The following is a 16,771-nucleotide window of genomic DNA, read 5'->3' on the forward strand; positions in this document are numbered from 1 at the left end:
GTGGCCGCAGGGCCGCCGGCCCTCATCAGTCCGCGGGGCGCCGCAGCGTGAGCGGTCCGTCGTGCAGCGGCTCGGTCTGCCATCTCGTCGTCGTCGATCCCGTGGCGGGGTCGATCCGGACGTGCGCCAGGTGCGGGGTCTCGACGAACCGCACGTCGACACGGACGGTCCCGTCGTCCGCGACGGCACCGCTCGCCGCGAGCGGGCCCTCGACGGCCCACTCCCCCTGCCCGACGGGCACCGACAGGGATCCGCCGTCGACGTCGAGCGTGAGCCGCCACCCGTCGCCGTCGCGGGCCAGCGGACCGACGTCGGCGAGGCCCTGCAGCGGACCACCGTCCACGGCGGGCAGTCCCAGGGAGGCGAGCCGGGCCTCCAGGGCGGATGCCGAGGCCGCGTCGGACGCGCGGTCGACGGCGGGCAGCAGGTGCTCCCAGACCGCGTCGAGGACGGCCTGCATGTCGAGGCTCTGGCCGGTCATCGCGAGCACGACGTCCTGCTCCGGCAGGACGACGCAGAACTGACCGTAGGCGCCGTCGCCGCGGAAGCCGTGGCGGGCCATCCAGAACTGGAAGCCGTAGCCCTGGGACCAGTCGGGGTTGGCCTCGTCCGGGTTGGCGACCTGCGTGCTGGTCGCCTGCTCGACCCAGTCGGCGTCGAGGATCCGCTCGCCGTCCCAGACGCCGCCCTGCAGGTACAGCTGACCGAGCTTGGCGACCGCGTCGGTCGGGGCGTAGCACCCGCTGTACCCGAGCTCCGCGTCGGTGTCGTCGCGCCGCCAGGCGAGGTCGTCGATGCCGAGCGGATCGAGCAGGTGCGGGCGGAGCCACGCGACGAGGGAACCGCCGGTCACCCGCCGGACGATCTCGGCGAGGGTGTACGTGCACGGCTGGTTGTAGGCGAAGACCGTGCCGGGCTCCGCGTCGGGCGGGAGCAGCAGGAACCCGCGCACCGTGTTCGTCGGGTCGAGGGCCTGGGCGCGGTCGATCGTCTCCTCGCGGTGGCCGCTCGCCATCGCGAGCAGGTGCCGGACGCGGATGCGGCGGCTGCGCTCGTCGGTGACGTCGGCGTCGAGCTCCGGGAAGTACGACAGCACGGTCGCGTCGAGGTCGATCAGGCCCGCCCGGACGGCGATGCCGACCCCGGCGGCGGTGAAGCTCTTGCTCAACGAGTAGAGCAGGTGCACGCGGCCGGCGGCGTAGGGGTGCCACCAGCCCTCGGCCGCCACCTGGCCGTGCCGGAGCAGCATGATGCTGTGCGGCTCCACGTCGGGCGTGGACTCGAGGGCGTCGAGCAGGGCGGTCACGCCGCCGGGATCGAAGCCGAGGGCGGCGGGGGTGGCCCGGGGGAACGTCGTCATCGTCGTCACCCGACCGACTCTACGGTCGGCGGTCGACGGGCGTCACGCCCCCTGGAACGGGTTCGTCCAGCGCCACCAGACGCCGGGGTCGTCGATCGTGCGCTCGAGCGCGAGCGGCACCGTGACCGGGTCGTGGTCGGAGATGCGGAACCGGACCTGCCCGACCCGCTCGCCCTTCGTGCCGAAGGTCACCTGCTGCAGCTTCGCCTTCGCGGTGACGGTGGTCTTGCCCCACACGAGCACCTCGGCCGCCTTCGTCGTGACCGCGTCGGCCTCGTCCTGCCACGGGGTCGAGAAGGTGCCGAAGGTCTGCCCCTGGTGGGTGAGCGTCACCACCTGGAAGTTGTCCGCCACGGACCGCAGCAACCGCTGCACGTCGACGTCGAGGGAGTCGTGGTCGACACCGCCGAGCATCACACCGACGACGGTGACGTCCCTGCCCCCGCGCTCGTACGTCGCCGCGAACAGCAGACAGGCACCGGCCTCGTCGAGGGTGCCGGTCTTGATCCCCTCGATGCCGTCGAGCCCGAGGAGCTTGTTCGAGTTCTCGATCTCGCCGACCGTCGGGATCGTGACGTCCTTGGTGCCGACGATGTCCTTCACGACCGGGTTCGCCAGCGCGAGCTGCCCGAGCTCGACCAGGTCGGTGGCGGTCGAGGTGTTGTCCGGGTCGAGGCCGGTCGGCTCGTGGATCGTCGTGTCGTCCAGGCCGTGTTCGTCGAGCCAGTCGTCCGCCGCGTGCTCGTAGGCGGCGATCGACCCGAAGGCCCAGATCGCGAGCGCGCCGGCGTAGTTGTTCGCCGACTTCATCAGCATCACCTGGAACGCCTGGCGCTCGGTGAGCTGCAGCCCCTCCGGCATCGGGGCGACCTCGCCGTTCTGCGCCGCGTACTTGGCGTACAGGCCCTCCATCTGCTTCGTGAAGCGGATGGACGGTCCCGACTCCCCCGCGGCCATCGGCTTCTCGTCGAGCACCACGAGCGCCGTGACGACCTTCGTGATGCTCGCGATCGACCGGGGCTTCGTGTCGCCGCTGGTGCGCAGGCTCTCCGGGAAGTCCGTCGCCTCGACCGCCGTCGCGCCGTACCCCGGGAAGCTCAGGGCCGGGACGGTCGTCTTCGGTGCCGAGTAGGTGGTGGTGCTGGCGCTCGCCGGGCCGAACGGCACGACGGCCGCGGCGACGAGGTACCCGGCCACCAGGATCAGGACGGCGACCACCGAGATCGTGACCGGCCTCCGGACGGCGGAGCGGGGGCGGCGGACGACTGCTGACACGGGACCCGAGCGTACCGGTCCGCTCCTAGGCCGAGGCTGCGACGGGCTGGTCGGGCTGGCGTTCCGGAGCGGGGGCCGCTGCGCCACCGGCGTCGGCCGCGACGACGGTGCCGGCCGGGCCGACAGTGCCAGCCTCGACGACGGTGCCGGCCGGCTCGGGCCGAGCGAAGGTCAGGCGGCGGGACAGGTACGCGAACACCGGACCGAGCGCGTTCATCAGCACGACCGACACCCAGGCTGCCCAGGCGTTCCCCGGGTCGAAGCCGAAGCCGCCGAAGCACGTCGCGAAGAACGAGGCGAACCCGAGGAACATCCCGGGGACGAGCCCGAACAGCTTCGTCCGCCCCGTGTACATCAGGGCGCAGTTCACGACGAGGATGAGCAGCGCCAGCACGGTGTTCTGCGCCGCCTGCCCCTCGCCGAGCAGGGTGCCGAACCGCTGGTCGAGCAGGACGATGACCAGGCCGAACGCCGACCCGATCGGCATCGCGGCCCACAGGCGGGTGGCGTTCCGCAATGTCGGCTTGCCGCCGAGCAGGAACATCCCCGCCCAGCTGATGAAGATCGCCCAGGTCGGCAGGTGCAGGGCGTTGCCCCCGATGAACGCCGTGGCACCGGCCAGGACGGAGGCGACGATCTCGTGCGGGATCCGTTCACGCATGGCTGAGTTCCTTCGATCGGTTCGTGGTGCGGCTGGTGGTGAGACGGACGGTCCGGGTGGTCTCGGCGACGACCCGGCCGCGCTTGAGGACGAGGGCACGGTCCGGCCGGTCGAGCAGGACGCCGTCCGGGTCGGTGGTGGAGAGCACGACGAGGTCGGCGGCGGCGCCGGGCCGGATGCCGTGGGTGTCCGCGACGCCGACGACCTCGGCCGCCCCGGTGGTGGCCATGGCGAGCACCCGTCGCAGGTCGTCCGGGCCGGACAGGTGTCCGGTCTGCGCCAGGAGCAGCCCGACGTCGAGCAGGTCGGCGTTGCCGAACGGGGTGAAGGCGTTCCGGACGTTGTTCGACGCGTAGGCGCTCGTCACACCGGCGTGCCAGAGTTCGCGGACCGGCACGACCCCGCGCCGCACGTCTTGGTCGTCGGACCGTCCCCCGAGGTGCAGGTCGGTCGCGGGCAGCGGCACGACGGCGACCCCGGCGGCGGCCAGGCGGTCGAACAGCACCCGGCGCTCGCCGCGGGGCAGGCTCGCGACCGAGGTCACGTGGCCGAGCGCCACCCGTCCCTGCAGCCCGCGGGCGGTCACGCGGTCGGCGATGTGCCCGGCGAGGGCGTACCGCGGGTCGGAGGTGTCGTCGGCGAAGTCGGCGTGCAGGTCGGCCGGCACCCCGAACTCCTCGGCGAGGTCCAGGACGGTCTCGACGTGTTCGTGGCACGCGGCCAGGGTGTGCTCGTTGTAGGTGCAGCCCCCGATGACGTCCGCCCCCGCGGCGAGCGCCTGACGGAGCAGCGCGAGGGTGCCCGGTGCCTTGGCGATGCCCTCCTGGGGGAACGCGACGATCTGCAGGTCGAGGGCGTCCCGGTACTCGTCGCGCAGGTCGAGCAGCACCTCGACGCCGGTGAGCCCGACGATCGGGTCGACGTCGGGGTGTGCGCGGACGAGCGTCGTGCCGTTCGTGATGGCCTGGTCGAGCAGGGTGCGGGCGCGGTCGCGGACGGTGGCGTGGGTGAAGCCGCGCTTGAGCTCCCCCGTGACGGCGATGGCGCCGGCGAGGGTGCCGTCGGGGTTCGGGCGTTCCCGGTCGAGCAGGGCCTTGTCGACGTGCAGGTGTGCCTCGATGAGCCCGGGGATGACCACGCGCCCGGCGCAGTCGGCCACGCGGGTGGGAGCAGCACCGGTGTCGGTGCCGTGCGCCGAGCCCGGACCGGGCAGCGCGTCGGTCACGCTGACGATCACGCCGTCGTGGATCGCGACGTCGACGGATCGGCCGTCGGTCAGCCGTGCGTTGGTGAGGACCAGGTCCACGTCGAACCCTCTTCCGGTCGGTGCGGGTGGGACGTGCTCCACCATTCGCCCGCCGTGTTTCGGGTTCCGACGCCGCGTGTGACGGCCGTGTAAAAGATGGTCGTACCAATGAACCAAGCAGACCAACCGGCCCTACGGTCGAGGGCATGCACCGTGGACGGACCCTGAGCGCGGCGACCGCCGCCCACCTCGGCACGCTCGTGCTCGACGACCTGCAGCCCGGCGACAAGCTGCCGCCGGAACGCACCCTCGCCGAGGACCTCGCCGTGTCCCGCACGACCATCCGCGAGGCGCTGCAGGAACTCGAGCGCCGTCGTCTGGTCTCCCGGACCCCCGGCCGTGGCACCGTCGTGCTGCCGCGACCGGAGGAGGCGTCCGCCCTGCTCGACCACCACCGCGACGACCTGGACCACCGGGCCGAGCACGTCGCCGAGTTCCGGACCGTCGTCGAGCCGCAGGTCGCCGGACTGGCGGCGGCGCGGGCGGGCGAGGCCGACCTGCTGACCCTGGAACGCATCCTCGCCGCGACGCACGCGGGCCTGAGCCCGGAGGAGTCGCTCGCCCAGGACGTCGCCTTCCACGTGCAGGTCGCCCGCACCTCGGGCAACCCTCTGCTCGTGTCGTTGTGCGAGCTCAGCAGCGGTTGGGTGCAGGACGTCCGTGCCCGCTCGCACAGCACCAGCGAGGGGCGCCGATCGTCGTTCGAGTGGCACGAGCGGATCCTCGAACGGATCCGGGAGCACGACGTCGAGGGCGCGACGCGGGCGATGGCGGACCACCTCGCCGACGTGGCCCACCTGGTCGAACGGAGGACGGACCGATGACGACCGCACACGAGACCACCGCCCCCGCGGTGGCGACCCTGCAGCCCGGTGCCGGGCCCGTCCGCGGCGACCACTCCCTACCCGTCGACCCGGAGACCGTCCTCTGGGGCCGACTGCCGAGCGACGGTGACACCCCGGCCCTGACGATCGCCCCCGGCGAGTCGGTCACCATCGACACCGTCAGCCACGAGGGGATCCTCCCAGACCAGGGCAGCGACCCCGTCGCGTGGTTCGGCGACCACGGCGTCGCACCGGAGCACGTCCTCGCCGACGCCGTCGCGATCGCCCGCTCCGGGCACCGCAGCCCCACGGCAGACGGTCCGCACGTGGTGTCCGGGCCGATCGCGGTGCGCGGTGCCCGTCCCGGCGACGTGCTGACGATGACGGTCCTCGAGACCCTGCCCCGGGTTCACTACGGCGTGGTGTCGAACCGGCACGGCCGCGGTGCCCTGCACGGTGAGTTCCCGGTCGACGGCACGACGGTGAGCGTCTTCGCCGACGTCGTGGACACCGAGCAGGGCCGGCGGGGCCGCATCCCGCTCACCGCCGCCCGCGACCGCTTCGCGCACTTCCCCCTCGCCCCGTTCCTCGGGATCATGGGCGTCGCCACCCCCGGGGAGCGGCTGCACTCCGTCCCGCCCGGTCGCCACGGCGGCAACATCGACGTCAACCTGCTGCAGGCCGGCTCGCAGCTGCACCTACCGGTGCTCGTCCCCGGCGCGCTCGCCCACGTCGGGGACCCGCACTTCGCCCAGGGCGACGGTGAGGTGGCGCTCACGGCGATGGAGGCTTCGCTCCGCGCCACGATCCGCTTCGACCTGACCCCGGCCGCCGAGGCGACCGCGCGGTTCGGGGACCTGGTCTGGCCCGTCGCGGAGACGCAGGAGTTCCTCGTGCCCACCGGCATGGACCCCGACCTCGACGAGGCCGTCCGGCAGTGCGTCCGGCACGCCGTCGCGATCCTCGGCGCGCGCTGGGGCATGGAACGCCACCTGGCGTACGCGTACCTGTCCGCAGCGACCGACTTCAACATCTCGCAGGTGGTGGACCTGGTCACCGGTGTCCACGCCCGCATCCGCAAGGCCGACTTCGAGGAGCCCGTCCGATGACCACGCCGCACACGTCGACGGCACCCGACGGACTGCTCGAGGCGCTCGACGCCTACGAGACCGCCCTGCTGGCCAACGACCTCGACGCCCTCGACGCCGCCTTCGTCGACTCCCCCGACACGATGCGCGGCGACGACCGCGGCCTGCTCGTCGGGCACGACGCGATCAGCGCGTTCCGCGGGGCGCGGGGTGGGGTCGCCACCCGGTCGCTGACGCACGTCGAGGTCCGCCCCCTGACCGAGGACCGCGCCCTCGTCGTGTCGGTGTCCCGGTTCGCCGCGGGTGGGCAGGGCCTCCAGACCCAGCTCTGGTGCCGCGACGGCGGCACCGGCTGGCGCATCGAAGCGGCCCACGTCACGGGCCGCCCGAAGGCCGTCGACACCACCGTCTGGCGGGCCGTCGGCGACCCGCTCGTCGCCCCCACCGCCTCCGGATCGCTCGACGGCCTGACCGTCGCCGTCAAGGACCTCTACGCCGTCCCCGGCCAACCGGTCGGCGCGGGCAACCCGACGTACCTGCGCGAGGCACCGGTCCAGACCGCGCCCGCCACAGCGGTCGCCGCGCTCCTCGCCGCCGGTGCCTCGATCCGCGGGATCGCGCGCACCGACGAGTTCGCGTACAACCTGACGGGCCGGAACGCGCACCACGGCACGCCGCCGAACAGCGCGGCTCCCACCCGACTGCCTGGAGGCTCGTCCAGCGGATCCGCGTCGGCCGTCGGCCTCGGCACGGCCGAGATCGGGATCGGCACGGACACCGCGGGATCGGTCCGGGTCCCCGCCTCGTACCAGGGGCTCTGGGGCCTCCGGACGACCCACGGCACGGTGTCCCGCGACGGGCTGCTCCCGCTCGCGCCGTCGTTCGACACCGTCGGGTGGCTCACGCGGAGCCCCGTGGTGCTGCTCGCCGCCCTCGACGCCACCGTCCCGCCACCGTCGGTGCCCGGCGGGGCACTCGATGCGACCGTGCTCGTCGTGCCGGAGGAATTCGTCGCACTCGTCGAACCGGCCGTCGCCCGCGCCTTCGCTGCCTTCGTCGAAGCGCTCGACGAACCCGTCGCGACCGTCCGACTGCGCGACCTCGGCATCCCGGACCCCGCAGCGCTGCAGGAGCAGATGCGCCTCGTCCAGGCCGCCGAGGCCCTCGCCGCCCACGGCCCCTGGATCGACGCGCACCCCGGCGCCCTGAGCACCGTCGTCGGTGACCGGTTCCGCGTGGCACGGGCGAACGACCCCGACGCCACCGCGGACGCCGTGGCACGTCTCGGCGAGGTCCGTGCGACGATCCGCCGTGCCCTGGACGGTCGGACCCTGCTGTTCCCGACCGTCCCCGGACCCGCACCCCTGCTCCACGCGGACGCCGCGGCGCTCGAGCGCACCCGGACCGCCACCACGGCGATGACCGCGCTCGCGAGCGTCGGTGGGCTGCCCGCGGTGAGCGCACCGGCGCTGACCGTGGACGGCGCGCCCGTCGGCGTCTGCCTGGTCGGTGGGCCGGCCACCGACCGTGCCCTGGTGATCCGCGCCGGGGGCATGCTGCCCGACCAGGCCGCCCCGGGCCTCCCCGACCGTCTCGGTGGTGCGCTAGGAGGCGAGCCGCCGGGCGTGGGTGACCGCCCACAGACCGACGGCGCTCGCCGCGGCCACGTTGAGCGAATCGACGCCGTGCGCCATCGGGATCCGGACGGTCGTGTCGGCCGACGCGATCGCGGCCGGCGTCAGCCCCTGCCCCTCGGTGCCCATCACGAGCGCGACCCTGTCGGGCAGGTCCGCCACGAAGGCGTCGAGGTCGACGGACTCGTCGGTCAGCGCCATCGCGGCCAGGTGGAAGCCCTGCGCGCGGAGTTCCTCGCCCGCCGCGGGCCAGTCGCCGATGCGGGTCCACGGCACCTGCAGCACCGTGCCCATGCTCACGCGGACACTCCGGCGGTACAGCGGGTCGGCGCACCGCGGGCTGACGAGCACCGCGTCGGCGCCCAGGCCGGCGACGCTGCGGAACACCGCGCCGACGTTCGTGTGGTCGACGATGTCCTCGAGCACGACGACGACCTTCGCGTCCCGCACCACGTCGGCGACGCTCGGCAGCTCGGGGCGCTGCATCGCGGCGATCGCACCGCGGTGCATGCGGAAGCCGGTGAGCTCCTCGAGCAGGGCGTCGGCACCGACGAACACGGGGCCGTCGTGCTCCGCGACCAGGGGCAGGACGCTGTCGAGCCACTTCTCCTGCACCAGGATGCTCCGCGGCACGTGACCCGCGCGGACCGCGCGCTCGATGACCGTGTTCGACTCGGCGATGTACAGGCCACCCGCGGGCTCCGAGACCCGGCGGAGCGCCACGTCGGTGAGCCGGGCGAAGTCGTCGAGACGGGGATCGTCGAGGGAGTCGATGCGGACGGGGTGCACGGGTCTCGTTTCGGTGTGGTGCGGGGGGGGTGTGGGTGGTGTGGGGCGCGGCGTGGGTCCGGTGGGACGGCGCTGGAGCGCATCCGTGGATGGTCCGCTCCGCCTGGGAAGCGACCGGGACGGTCGGGTGTTGAGGGTACCGTGAACAGGGTGCTGGATGATGCTGCGTCGACGACCGGACCGACCACCGGGGCGGCCGCCGGGTCGGTGACCGCCGACGACCTGGACCGCGTCGTCGAGGTGCTCGGCGGCAAGCGCATCGCCGTGCTCTCCGGTGCCGGTCTGAGCACCGACTCCGGCATCCCCGACTACCGCGGCGCCGGGCGGGTGGTGCGCAAGCCGATGACGTTCCAGGAGTTCCTGGCCGACCCCGCGAAGCGCCAGCGCTACTGGGCCGGATCGCACCTGGGCTGGCGGAGCTTCGCGGCCGCCGTGCCGAACGACGGGCACCGGGCGCTCGCCGCACTCGAGGACGCCGGGATCGTCGCCGGGGTCATCACGCAGAACGTCGACGGCCTGCACCTGCGCGCCGGGTCCCGCCGCGTCGTCGAGATCCACGGCTCGATGGACCGCGCCGTGTGCCTGCGGTGCGGCCAGGTGTTCTCCCGTTCCGACCTCGCCGCCACCATCGACCGGGCGAACCCCTGGATCGACGAGCCCGGGTCCGTGCAGCTGCAGCCGGACGGCGACGTCGAGATCGCCGACGTCGAGCGGTTCGTCGTCCCCGCGTGCTCCGTGTGCGGCGGCGACCTGAAGCCCGACGTCGTCTTCTTCGGCGAGTTCGTGCCGGCCGAGAAGTTCCGCGAGGCCGTGTCGATCGTCGCCGACGCCGACGCGCTGCTCGTCGTCGGTTCCTCCCTCACCGTGAACTCGGGTGTGCGGCTGGTCGACCACGCTGCACGCCGCAAGAACCCGGTGGTCATCGTGAACCGCGGCGAGACCCGGAGCGACCGACGCGCGGCCGTGAAGCTCGAGGCCGGCACCACCGAGACGCTCGTGCACCTGGCGGAGCGGCTCAGCGCGGCGGCTTCGACCGACTAGCGCGGTCGCGGTCGGCGGACGGGGCTGCGCGGTCCCCGGACGGGCCTGCCGGGTGCGGTCGCCGGACGGGCCTGCCGGGTGCGTCTGCGAAGATCGACGGGTGACGACCCTCCTGTACCTCGTCCGGCACGGCGAGACCGACTGGAACGCGCAGCGCCGCATCCAGGGCTCGACCGACATCCCGCTCAACGACACCGGACGACGGCAGGCCGCCGAGGCCGCCGAGCTCCTGACCCGCCGGCCGTTCGACGCCGTCGTCGCCTCCCCGCTGTCGCGTGCGGCCGAGACGGGCGCGATCATCGCCGACCGCCTGGGCCTCGACGCACCGACGACGTACCCGGGCCTGGCCGAGCGCTCCTACGGCGAGGCCGAGGGCCTGACCGACGACGAGGTGTCGGCACGGTACCCGCACGACGACATCCCCGGCCGGGAGTCCCGCTCCGCGCTGCTCGCCCGCGTCACCGAGACCCTCGGCGAGATCGCGGTCCGGTTCGACGCCGGCGTCGTCGTGGTCGCGACCCACGGCGCGGTGATCCGCAGCGTCGTGAACGCCGCAGCCCCCGGCACCGCCGACCGCCGCCACACCCCGATCCGGAACGGGTCCATCCACTCGTTCCGGTGGGACCCCGAGCGCTTCCACGCCGAACTCGTCCGGTTCGACGACCCGATCGACGACGTGTCCGATGCCACCGGAGGCTCGGCGTTCGAGTACCAGAACCCCCTGGAGCGCCGGGGCTGACCGGGGACTAGGCTCCGACGCACCCGCACGCCGGGGTGAGGGGAGCGACATGTCCGACGACGGAACCAGCCGACACGGCCAGCACGCCCTCGACCAGCAGGACGACGACCTCGACCGGGTGTTCGGTCCCGGGACGGCCAGCGTCCCCACCCGCACCCGGGCGCGCACCTGGTTCATCATCGGCGGGAGTGTCCTGGCGGTCGCCGCGGTCATCGCGGTGGTGCTCGGCTCGGTCATCGGGAGCGTCCAGAACGGCATCGGCGGGGTCTTCCCGCGGCCCGATGTCGCGCTCGACCGGTTCGACACGCGGGTGAGCGACCTGCCCGGCGTCACCGACGTGCTGCACCACACGCCGTCGAAGACCGCGTTCGCGAGCTACGACGCCATCGCCACCGTCCGCGCCGACCCCACGCTCGACACCGCCGCCCGGCGTGACCTGGTCGCCGCCATCAGCCGAGCAGCCGACGAGTCGGGCGGCAACGGCGTCCGGGTCGTGGTCATCGCCGACCTCGGCAACCTGGAGATCGGCGTCACCGGTGCCGGCGAGGTCGCGGCGAAGCGTCTGGCACTGGCGGACACGCTCGACCACATCGGCGGCGTCACCGAGGTCCGCTGCTCGTGGGAGCGCGGCGGTGACCCGTCCGACACCCCAGGCGACCAGTTCGTCGTCGTGCGGACCCCGGGTCGGGGAGCCGCGGTGCCGCCGATCGTGGCACGGGCGACCCAGGAGACCCAGAAGGTGTTCCCCGGGGCGGACGTGCAGGTCATCGCGGCGAAGTGATCGTGCGGCGGGTGCCGGTGAGGGGGCGGGAGCGCGGGCGCGGACGACGCGGAACGACACCGTCGCCGTCGTACGACATCGACCTCGTCGTTCGGCATCGGCACCAACCGCGAGACCGCGCGAGCGCCAGCACCAGCACCGCACCAGCACCAGCCCTCAGCCCCGCCGGTCCCCCACGGCCCGCTCGACGGCCCGGACGACCTGCTCCGCCGAGTCCTGCCACCGGAACCGTCCGGCACGCTCGATCGACTGCCGCGAGGCCTCGTCCCACCGTTCCTCGACCCGCCGGACGGCCGCGGCGACGGCGGACGGCGACGCCGGGTCGAAGTACTCCGCAGCGGAGCCGCCGATCTCCCGGAAGATGGGGATGTCGCTGACGACGACCGGGGTCCCGACGCCCATCGCCTCGACGAGCGGGATGCCGAACCCCTCGTCGTACGACGCGGTCGCCAGCGCCGTGGCCGAACGGAGCACGGACAGGTACTCCTCGTCGGTGGCGCCGTCGTGGAACTCGATCGCCCCCGCGGGCGCGAGCCCCTCGAGCCGTGTCCGGTCGGCGTCGGACACCCGCGACATGCAGTGCAGCGTCCAGTCCGCCCCGAGGAGCGGCAGCGCCGCCGCCAGGGTCTCGACGTTCTTGTACGGCATGAACGAGCCCATGTAGACGAGCGAGCGTCGACGTGGCGCTCCGGCCGACCGTGGTGTCGCCGGGTCGGCCGCGTTGTAGGCCACGGTCACGGGTCGCCGCGTCAGCCGGTGCTCGGTGATCAGCCCGGCGGTCGTCTCCGACACCGTCACCACCCCGTCGGCGCCGTTCAGCAGGAACCGCTGCGGCGCCCAGGACAGGTGGAACGCCCGCCAGCCGAGCCGCAGCGGCCACGAGAACTCCCGCGGGGGCGTGCGGTTGCGGTAGTAGATCAGGTCGTGCAGCGTCAGGACGAGCGCGTACCGACGGCCCCGCGACCCCATCGTCTGCATCGGCGAGAACACCGCGTCGAGCCCGAGCCGGTTGACGCGCCGGGCGACGAGCGGCTCCCCCGCGTCCGTCGGTGCGGGCAGCAGCTCCCACGGCAGGTCGCTCGGCAGCGACTCGAGCTGGCGCTCGTCGCTGACGAGCAGCACGTACTCGTGCCGGTCCGGCAGGTGCGCGACGACCCCGGCGGTGAACCGGCTGATGCCGTCGTGCCGACCGATCCGCACGTACCGGCAGTCGATGCCGATGCGCAGGCGCGTCACGACGCGTCCGCCGTCCGGGAGGCCCGGCCCGCCCCCGACGGTCGGCTGTCCGTCGTGGCCGCGCCGCGTCCAGGGCGTCCCTGGCGTCCGGTCCGTCGTGTCGTGTCCGCCATCCGGCGGAGCACCGCCGCCGCTGCCGGAGCCGGCGTCTCGTAGTGCACCAGGTGGCCGACACCCGGGATCACGACGAGCTCGGCGTCACGCAGGCGCTCGGCGAGGGCGCGCTGTTCGGGGACGGCGGTGATGTCGTCGTGCTCGGCCGCGACGAGCAGCACGGGCACCGTGATCCGGTCGGCGTACTCGGAGACGTCGTGGGTGACCGAGGTGCGGAACGCCTCGAGCACGCTCGTGCGGTTCGCGAAGGCCGAGAAGTACCGGTCGTGCTGGTCGTGCACCCACCGGCGGACCGCGGGGTCGTGGGACTTCAGCATCGCGATGCTCATCGCCCGGACGATCGCGCCGTTCCGCAGGATCCCGAGCCCGATCGGCTTCGGCAGCACCGCGCCGGCGCGGTAGTACCCGATCGCGATCGCGGTCCCCACGGCACGCGGTCCCTGCAGGGCCGGGGCGGCGATGGGGTTGACGAGGACGAGCAGTCGGGTGTCGAGCCCGGCGGCGACGGTGGCCGACACCACGATCGACCCGAACGAGTGCCCGAGCACGACGGTGTCGCGGCCGAGCCCGAGCGCGGCGTGGAACCCGGTCAGCCAGGCCACGTACGCGTCGACGTCCGACACCGGCAGCGGATCGGACACGCCGAAGCCGGGCAGGTCGGGCACGATCACCCGCACACCCTGCAGGTGCGCGGCGATGGTCTCGAGGCCGTGGTGGTCCCCGCGGAACCCGTGCACGGCGAGCACGGTGTGATCCGAGTCCTCGGGCCCGTAGACCCAGTAGTGCGTGGTCCGGCCGTCGACCTGGACGGCCCGGTGCACGACCGGGGTGGCGGCCATCAACGACTGGTACGGGGAGAGCACGGGCGGTTGCATCCGCGCCAGTCTAGGGAGCGAACCGCACGAAACCCCGGACACCCGCAGCATCTCGCGCCTATCGTGTCCGGGGCGGGCCGTCGACCGGTCCGTCGATGACGACGAGGAGCACGGTGACCTTCACAGCCCCGATCCAGCTGCCCGGCCTGACGCTCGACCCGCAGTGGTACAAGCGCTCGGTCTTCTACGAGTGCATGATCCGGTCGTTCGTCGACTCCAACGGAGACGGCATCGGCGACATCCAGGGCGTGATCGGCAAGCTCGACTACCTGCAGTGGCTCGGCGTGGACGCCCTGTGGCTGCCGCCGTTCTTCCAGTCGCCGATGCGTGACGGCGGGTACGACATCGCCGACTACCGGGCGATCCTGCCGGAGTTCGGCACGCTCGACGACTTCCGCGAGCTCGTCACGAAGTCGCACGAGCGGAACATGCGCATCGTGATCGACATGGTGATCAACCACACCAGCGACCAGCACGAGTGGTTCCAGCAGTCCCGCGAGGACCCGGACGGCCCCTACGGCGACTTCTACGTCTGGCGGGACACCGACGAGGACTACTCGAACATCCGCATCATCTTCGTCGACACCGAGGAGTCCAACTGGACTTTCGACCCGGTTCGACGCCAGTTCTTCTTCCACCGCTTCTTCTCGCACCAGCCCGACCTGAACTTCGAGAACCCCGCGGTCATCGAGGCGATCTACGACGTCGTCCGGCACTGGCTCGACATGGGCGTCGACGGGCTCCGGCTCGACGCGATCCCGTACCTGTTCGAGTCCGAGGAGGGCAACGGCGAGGGCGAGCCGGAGACGCACGAGTTCATCAAGAAGCTCCGCGCGATGGTCGACGACGAGTACCCCGGCCGCGTGCTCCTGGCCGAGGCGAACCAGTGGCCGCGCGAGACGGCGGCGTTCTTCGGCACCGACGAGGAGCCCGAGTGCCACATGGCGTTCGACTTCCCGGTGATGCCGCGCATCTTCTACTCGCTGCGGGCCCAGCACGCCGCTGAGCTCAAGGCGATCCTTTCCGAGACCCTCGACGTGCCGGCCAGCGCGGCGTGGGGTGTCTTCCTCCGCAACCACGACGAGCTCACGCTCGAGATGGTGAGCGAGGAGTACCGGCAGGCGATGTACGGCTGGTACGGCTACGACCCGCGGATGCGCTCGAACATCGGTATCCGACGACGCCTCGCTCCCCTGCTCGACAACTCTCGCGCCGAGCTCGAGCTCATCCACGCGCTGCTGTTCTCGCTGCCCGGATCGCCGTTCCTGTACTACGGCGACGAGATCGGGATGGGCGACAACATCTGGCTGCCGGACCGCGACTCGTCGCGCACACCGATGCAGTGGACGCCGGACCGCAACGCCGGCTTCTCCACCGCCGACCCGGGCAAGCTCTACCTGCCCGTCGTCCAGTCGCTCGTGTACAACTACGCGCAGGTCAACGTCGAGGCGCAGCTCGCCCAGTCGCGCTCGCTGCTGCACTGGGTCCGGAACGTCATCCACACGCGCAAGGCCCACCCGGTGTTCGGCCTCGGGTCCCTGCACGTGCAGGAGACCTCGAACGACTCGGTCCTCGCCTTCGTCCGCTCGTGGGAGGGCTCCGGCCAGCAGTTCGGCCCATCCGCCGAGGACGTCCTCTGCGTGTTCTCGTTCGCGACGAACCCGACCTCGGTCACGGTGTCCGCTCCGGAGTTCGCGGGGCGTCCGCTCTACGACCTGTTCGGCGGCGGTTCGTTCCCGTCCTTCGACGAGGACGGCAACGTCACGCTCACCATGGGCACGCAGTCGTTCTACTGGCTGCACGTCGGCGCGCCGACCCGGTAGTCGGGGGTGTCGGTGCGTCCCGTTAGCCTGACCGCGTGACGTTCCCCACAGCACAGCTCGACGCGCCCGCTCCGTCCCAGGACCTCACGGGTCGCCCCTGGTGGCACGCGCTGGGCGTCTTCGACCTCGAGACCACCGGGGTCGACGTCGAGACGGCCCGCATCGTCACCGCCCACGTCGGCCTCATCGACATGACCGGGGCCTCCATCGTCGAGGGTGCGTGGATCGCCGACCCCGGCGTGCCGATCCCCGAGGGCGCTGCCGCCGTGCACGGGTACACCACCGAGCGTGCCCAGGCCGAGGGTCGTCCCGCAGCCGAGGTCGTGGCCGAGATCATCGCCGCGATCGAGGCCGTGTTCGCCCGCGGCATCCCGCTGGTGATCTACAACGCCCCGTACGACCTCACCGTCCTCGACCGCGAGGCGAAGCGGCACGGGTTCGCCTCCCCCGTCATCGGCAACGTCGTCGACCCGCTGGTGATCGACAAGGCGCTCGACACCTTCCGCAAGGGCAAGCGCACGCTCGAAGCCGCCTCGGAGCTCTACGGCGTCACGCTCGACGACGCCCACGATGCCGGAGCCGACGCCATCGCTGCCGGGCGTGTCGCCCAGGCCATCGCGGGCAAGTACCCGGACGAGCTCGGCATCTCCGCCGAGGAGCTCCACCGCAAGCAGGTCGGCTGGTGTGCCGAGCAGGCCACCTCGTTCCAGGACTACATGCGCAAGAAGCGCGACCCGACGTTCACCGCCGACGGCCGTTGGCCGCACCGCAACGGCGCCTGACCCCGCACAGCCCCCGCAAGACACCGGTGTTCGCGCGCCGAACACCCGCAGAACGCGGCGTGACGCGCGAACACCGGTGTCTTGCGTCCCAGGGCCCACGGCCGCACAACGCGAACGGGCGGCCCTCCTGCAGGAGGACCGCCCGTGGGCGTTGCGTGGGGGCTGCTTACTTGCTGAAGCCCTTGAAGCGCTGGTTGAACTTCTCGACGCGACCGGCCGAGTCGAGGATGCGCTGCTTGCCCGTGTAGAACGGGTGCGAAGCGGACGAGATCTCGACGTCGATGACCGGGTAGGTCGCACCGTCGAGCTCGATGGTCTTGTCGCTGTTCGCGGTCGAACGCGTCAGGAACGTCTCACCGGAGGCCAGGTCGCGGAAGACGATGGCGCGGTACTCGGGGTGGGTGTCGGTCTTCATGGAGATTCCTCGATAGCGGTGATGGGAT

15 protein-coding genes and 1 pseudogene are annotated in these 16,771 nt (G+C 72.5%); 8 read left to right on the forward strand and 8 right to left on the reverse strand.

The window, feature by feature from the left end:
• Window positions 1-25 precede the first annotated feature (25 nt).
• Genes ACZZ9K_RS02620 through ACZZ9K_RS02635 form a run of 4 tightly spaced genes read right to left on the reverse strand, consistent with a single transcriptional unit; the run spans window position 26 to window position 4,602 of the window.
• Entirely contained in the window at window positions 26-1,360 is a 1,335-nt protein-coding gene (locus tag ACZZ9K_RS02620) for a serine hydrolase domain-containing protein (protein WP_463444726.1), read from the reverse strand.
• Between the two features lie 42 nt (window positions 1,361-1,402).
• Window positions 1,403-2,635, reverse strand: a complete 1,233-nt coding sequence (locus ACZZ9K_RS02625; RefSeq protein WP_463443274.1) for a D-alanyl-D-alanine carboxypeptidase family protein — start codon at window positions 2,633-2,635, stop codon at window positions 1,403-1,405.
• Window positions 2,636-2,660: 25 nt separating this feature from the next.
• On the reverse strand, window positions 2,661-3,296 hold the full coding sequence (locus ACZZ9K_RS02630) for a DUF1097 domain-containing protein (RefSeq protein WP_463443275.1): 636 nt from the start codon (window positions 3,294-3,296) through the stop codon (window positions 2,661-2,663).
• The gene (locus ACZZ9K_RS02635; protein ID WP_463443276.1) at window positions 3,289-4,602 is read right to left on the reverse strand and encodes an amidohydrolase family protein; all 1,314 of its coding nucleotides are present in this window, start codon (window positions 4,600-4,602) and stop codon (window positions 3,289-3,291) included. Before ACZZ9K_RS02635 ends, ACZZ9K_RS02630 begins: the two co-directional genes overlap by 8 nt.
• 146 nt (window positions 4,603-4,748) lie before the next feature.
• Between ACZZ9K_RS02635 and ACZZ9K_RS02640 the strand changes: the two genes are divergently transcribed.
• The 3 genes and pseudogenes from ACZZ9K_RS02640 to ACZZ9K_RS02650 form a co-directional block, all read left to right on the forward strand.
• The gene (locus tag ACZZ9K_RS02640) at window positions 4,749-5,426 is read left to right on the forward strand and encodes a FadR/GntR family transcriptional regulator (protein WP_214529711.1); all 678 of its coding nucleotides are present in this window, start codon (window positions 4,749-4,751) and stop codon (window positions 5,424-5,426) included.
• Window positions 5,423-6,535, forward strand: coding sequence for an acetamidase/formamidase family protein (locus ACZZ9K_RS02645; RefSeq protein WP_259410849.1), 1,113 nt, complete (start codon window positions 5,423-5,425; stop codon window positions 6,533-6,535). Before ACZZ9K_RS02640 ends, ACZZ9K_RS02645 begins: the two co-directional genes overlap by 4 nt.
• Window positions 6,532-7,989, forward strand: a pseudogene (locus ACZZ9K_RS02650) (AtzH-like domain-containing protein); the annotation flags it as partial. The gene ACZZ9K_RS02645 and the pseudogene ACZZ9K_RS02650, both read left to right, overlap by 4 nt.
• A gap of 129 nt (window positions 7,990-8,118) precedes the next feature.
• Here ACZZ9K_RS02650 and ACZZ9K_RS02655 read toward each other — a convergent pair.
• On the reverse strand, window positions 8,119-8,937 hold the full coding sequence (locus ACZZ9K_RS02655) for a TrmH family RNA methyltransferase (protein ID WP_071244722.1): 819 nt from the start codon (window positions 8,935-8,937) through the stop codon (window positions 8,119-8,121).
• A gap of 207 nt (window positions 8,938-9,144) precedes the next feature.
• Here ACZZ9K_RS02655 and ACZZ9K_RS02660 point away from each other — a divergent pair, with 207 nt between their 5' ends.
• The 3 genes from ACZZ9K_RS02660 to ACZZ9K_RS02670 all read left to right on the forward strand — a co-directional run bounded on the left by ACZZ9K_RS02660 (window position 9,145) and on the right by ACZZ9K_RS02670 (window position 11,498).
• Entirely contained in the window at window positions 9,145-9,978 is an 834-nt protein-coding gene (locus ACZZ9K_RS02660; protein WP_138804003.1) for a Sir2 family NAD-dependent protein deacetylase, read from the forward strand.
• A gap of 100 nt (window positions 9,979-10,078) precedes the next feature.
• On the forward strand, window positions 10,079-10,717 hold the full coding sequence (locus ACZZ9K_RS02665; protein WP_111192616.1) for a histidine phosphatase family protein: 639 nt from the start codon (window positions 10,079-10,081) through the stop codon (window positions 10,715-10,717).
• Window positions 10,718-10,766: 49 nt separating this feature from the next.
• Window positions 10,767-11,498: a hypothetical protein gene (locus ACZZ9K_RS02670; protein WP_138803544.1), complete on the forward strand. Its 732-nt coding sequence runs from the start codon at window positions 10,767-10,769 to the stop codon at window positions 11,496-11,498.
• Between the two features lie 156 nt (window positions 11,499-11,654).
• Here the strand turns inward: ACZZ9K_RS02670 and ACZZ9K_RS02675 are convergent, their stop codons facing one another.
• Both ACZZ9K_RS02675 and ACZZ9K_RS02680 read right to left on the reverse strand, forming a co-directional pair.
• Window positions 11,655-12,725 carry a glycosyltransferase family 4 protein gene (locus ACZZ9K_RS02675; protein ID WP_463444727.1) on the reverse strand — a complete coding sequence of 357 codons (1,071 nt, stop codon included), beginning with the start codon at window positions 12,723-12,725 and terminating at the stop codon, window positions 11,655-11,657.
• Window positions 12,726-12,730: 5 nt separating this feature from the next.
• Window positions 12,731-13,723: an alpha/beta fold hydrolase gene (locus tag ACZZ9K_RS02680; protein WP_463443277.1), complete on the reverse strand. Its 993-nt coding sequence runs from the start codon at window positions 13,721-13,723 to the stop codon at window positions 12,731-12,733.
• A gap of 113 nt (window positions 13,724-13,836) precedes the next feature.
• Between ACZZ9K_RS02680 and treS the strand changes: the two genes are divergently transcribed.
• Both treS and ACZZ9K_RS02690 read left to right on the forward strand, forming a co-directional pair.
• Complete coding sequence (treS, locus tag ACZZ9K_RS02685) at window positions 13,837-15,546, forward strand: maltose alpha-D-glucosyltransferase (RefSeq protein ID WP_027465667.1); 1,710 nt, start codon at window positions 13,837-13,839, stop codon at window positions 15,544-15,546.
• 35 nt (window positions 15,547-15,581) lie between these two features.
• The gene (locus tag ACZZ9K_RS02690) at window positions 15,582-16,328 is read left to right on the forward strand and encodes a 3'-5' exonuclease (RefSeq protein WP_111223637.1); all 747 of its coding nucleotides are present in this window, start codon (window positions 15,582-15,584) and stop codon (window positions 16,326-16,328) included.
• 166 nt (window positions 16,329-16,494) lie between these two features.
• Here the strand turns inward: ACZZ9K_RS02690 and ACZZ9K_RS02695 are convergent, their stop codons facing one another.
• On the reverse strand, window positions 16,495-16,743 hold the full coding sequence (locus tag ACZZ9K_RS02695; protein ID WP_017887280.1) for a type B 50S ribosomal protein L31: 249 nt from the start codon (window positions 16,741-16,743) through the stop codon (window positions 16,495-16,497).
• Window positions 16,744-16,771 lie beyond the last annotated feature (28 nt).

Source organism: Curtobacterium sp. AC268 (genome assembly GCF_979258745.1).

Coding starts and splice junctions, on each gene's coding strand:
- ACZZ9K_RS02620 (WP_463444726.1), bottom strand. CDS start 1,360: ATGACGACGTTCCCCCGGGCCACCCCCGCCGCCCTCGGCTTCGATCCC.
- ACZZ9K_RS02630 (WP_463443275.1), bottom strand. CDS start 3,296: ATGCGTGAACGGATCCCGCACGAGATCGTCGCCTCCGTCCTGGCCGGT.
- ACZZ9K_RS02640 (WP_214529711.1), top strand. CDS start 4,749: ATGCACCGTGGACGGACCCTGAGCGCGGCGACCGCCGCCCACCTCGGC.
- ACZZ9K_RS02645 (WP_259410849.1), top strand. CDS start 5,423: ATGACGACCGCACACGAGACCACCGCCCCCGCGGTGGCGACCCTGCAG.
- ACZZ9K_RS02670 (WP_138803544.1), top strand. CDS start 10,767: ATGTCCGACGACGGAACCAGCCGACACGGCCAGCACGCCCTCGACCAG.
- ACZZ9K_RS02680 (WP_463443277.1), bottom strand. CDS start 13,723: ATGCAACCGCCCGTGCTCTCCCCGTACCAGTCGTTGATGGCCGCCACC.
- ACZZ9K_RS02695 (WP_017887280.1), bottom strand. CDS start 16,743: ATGAAGACCGACACCCACCCCGAGTACCGCGCCATCGTCTTCCGCGAC.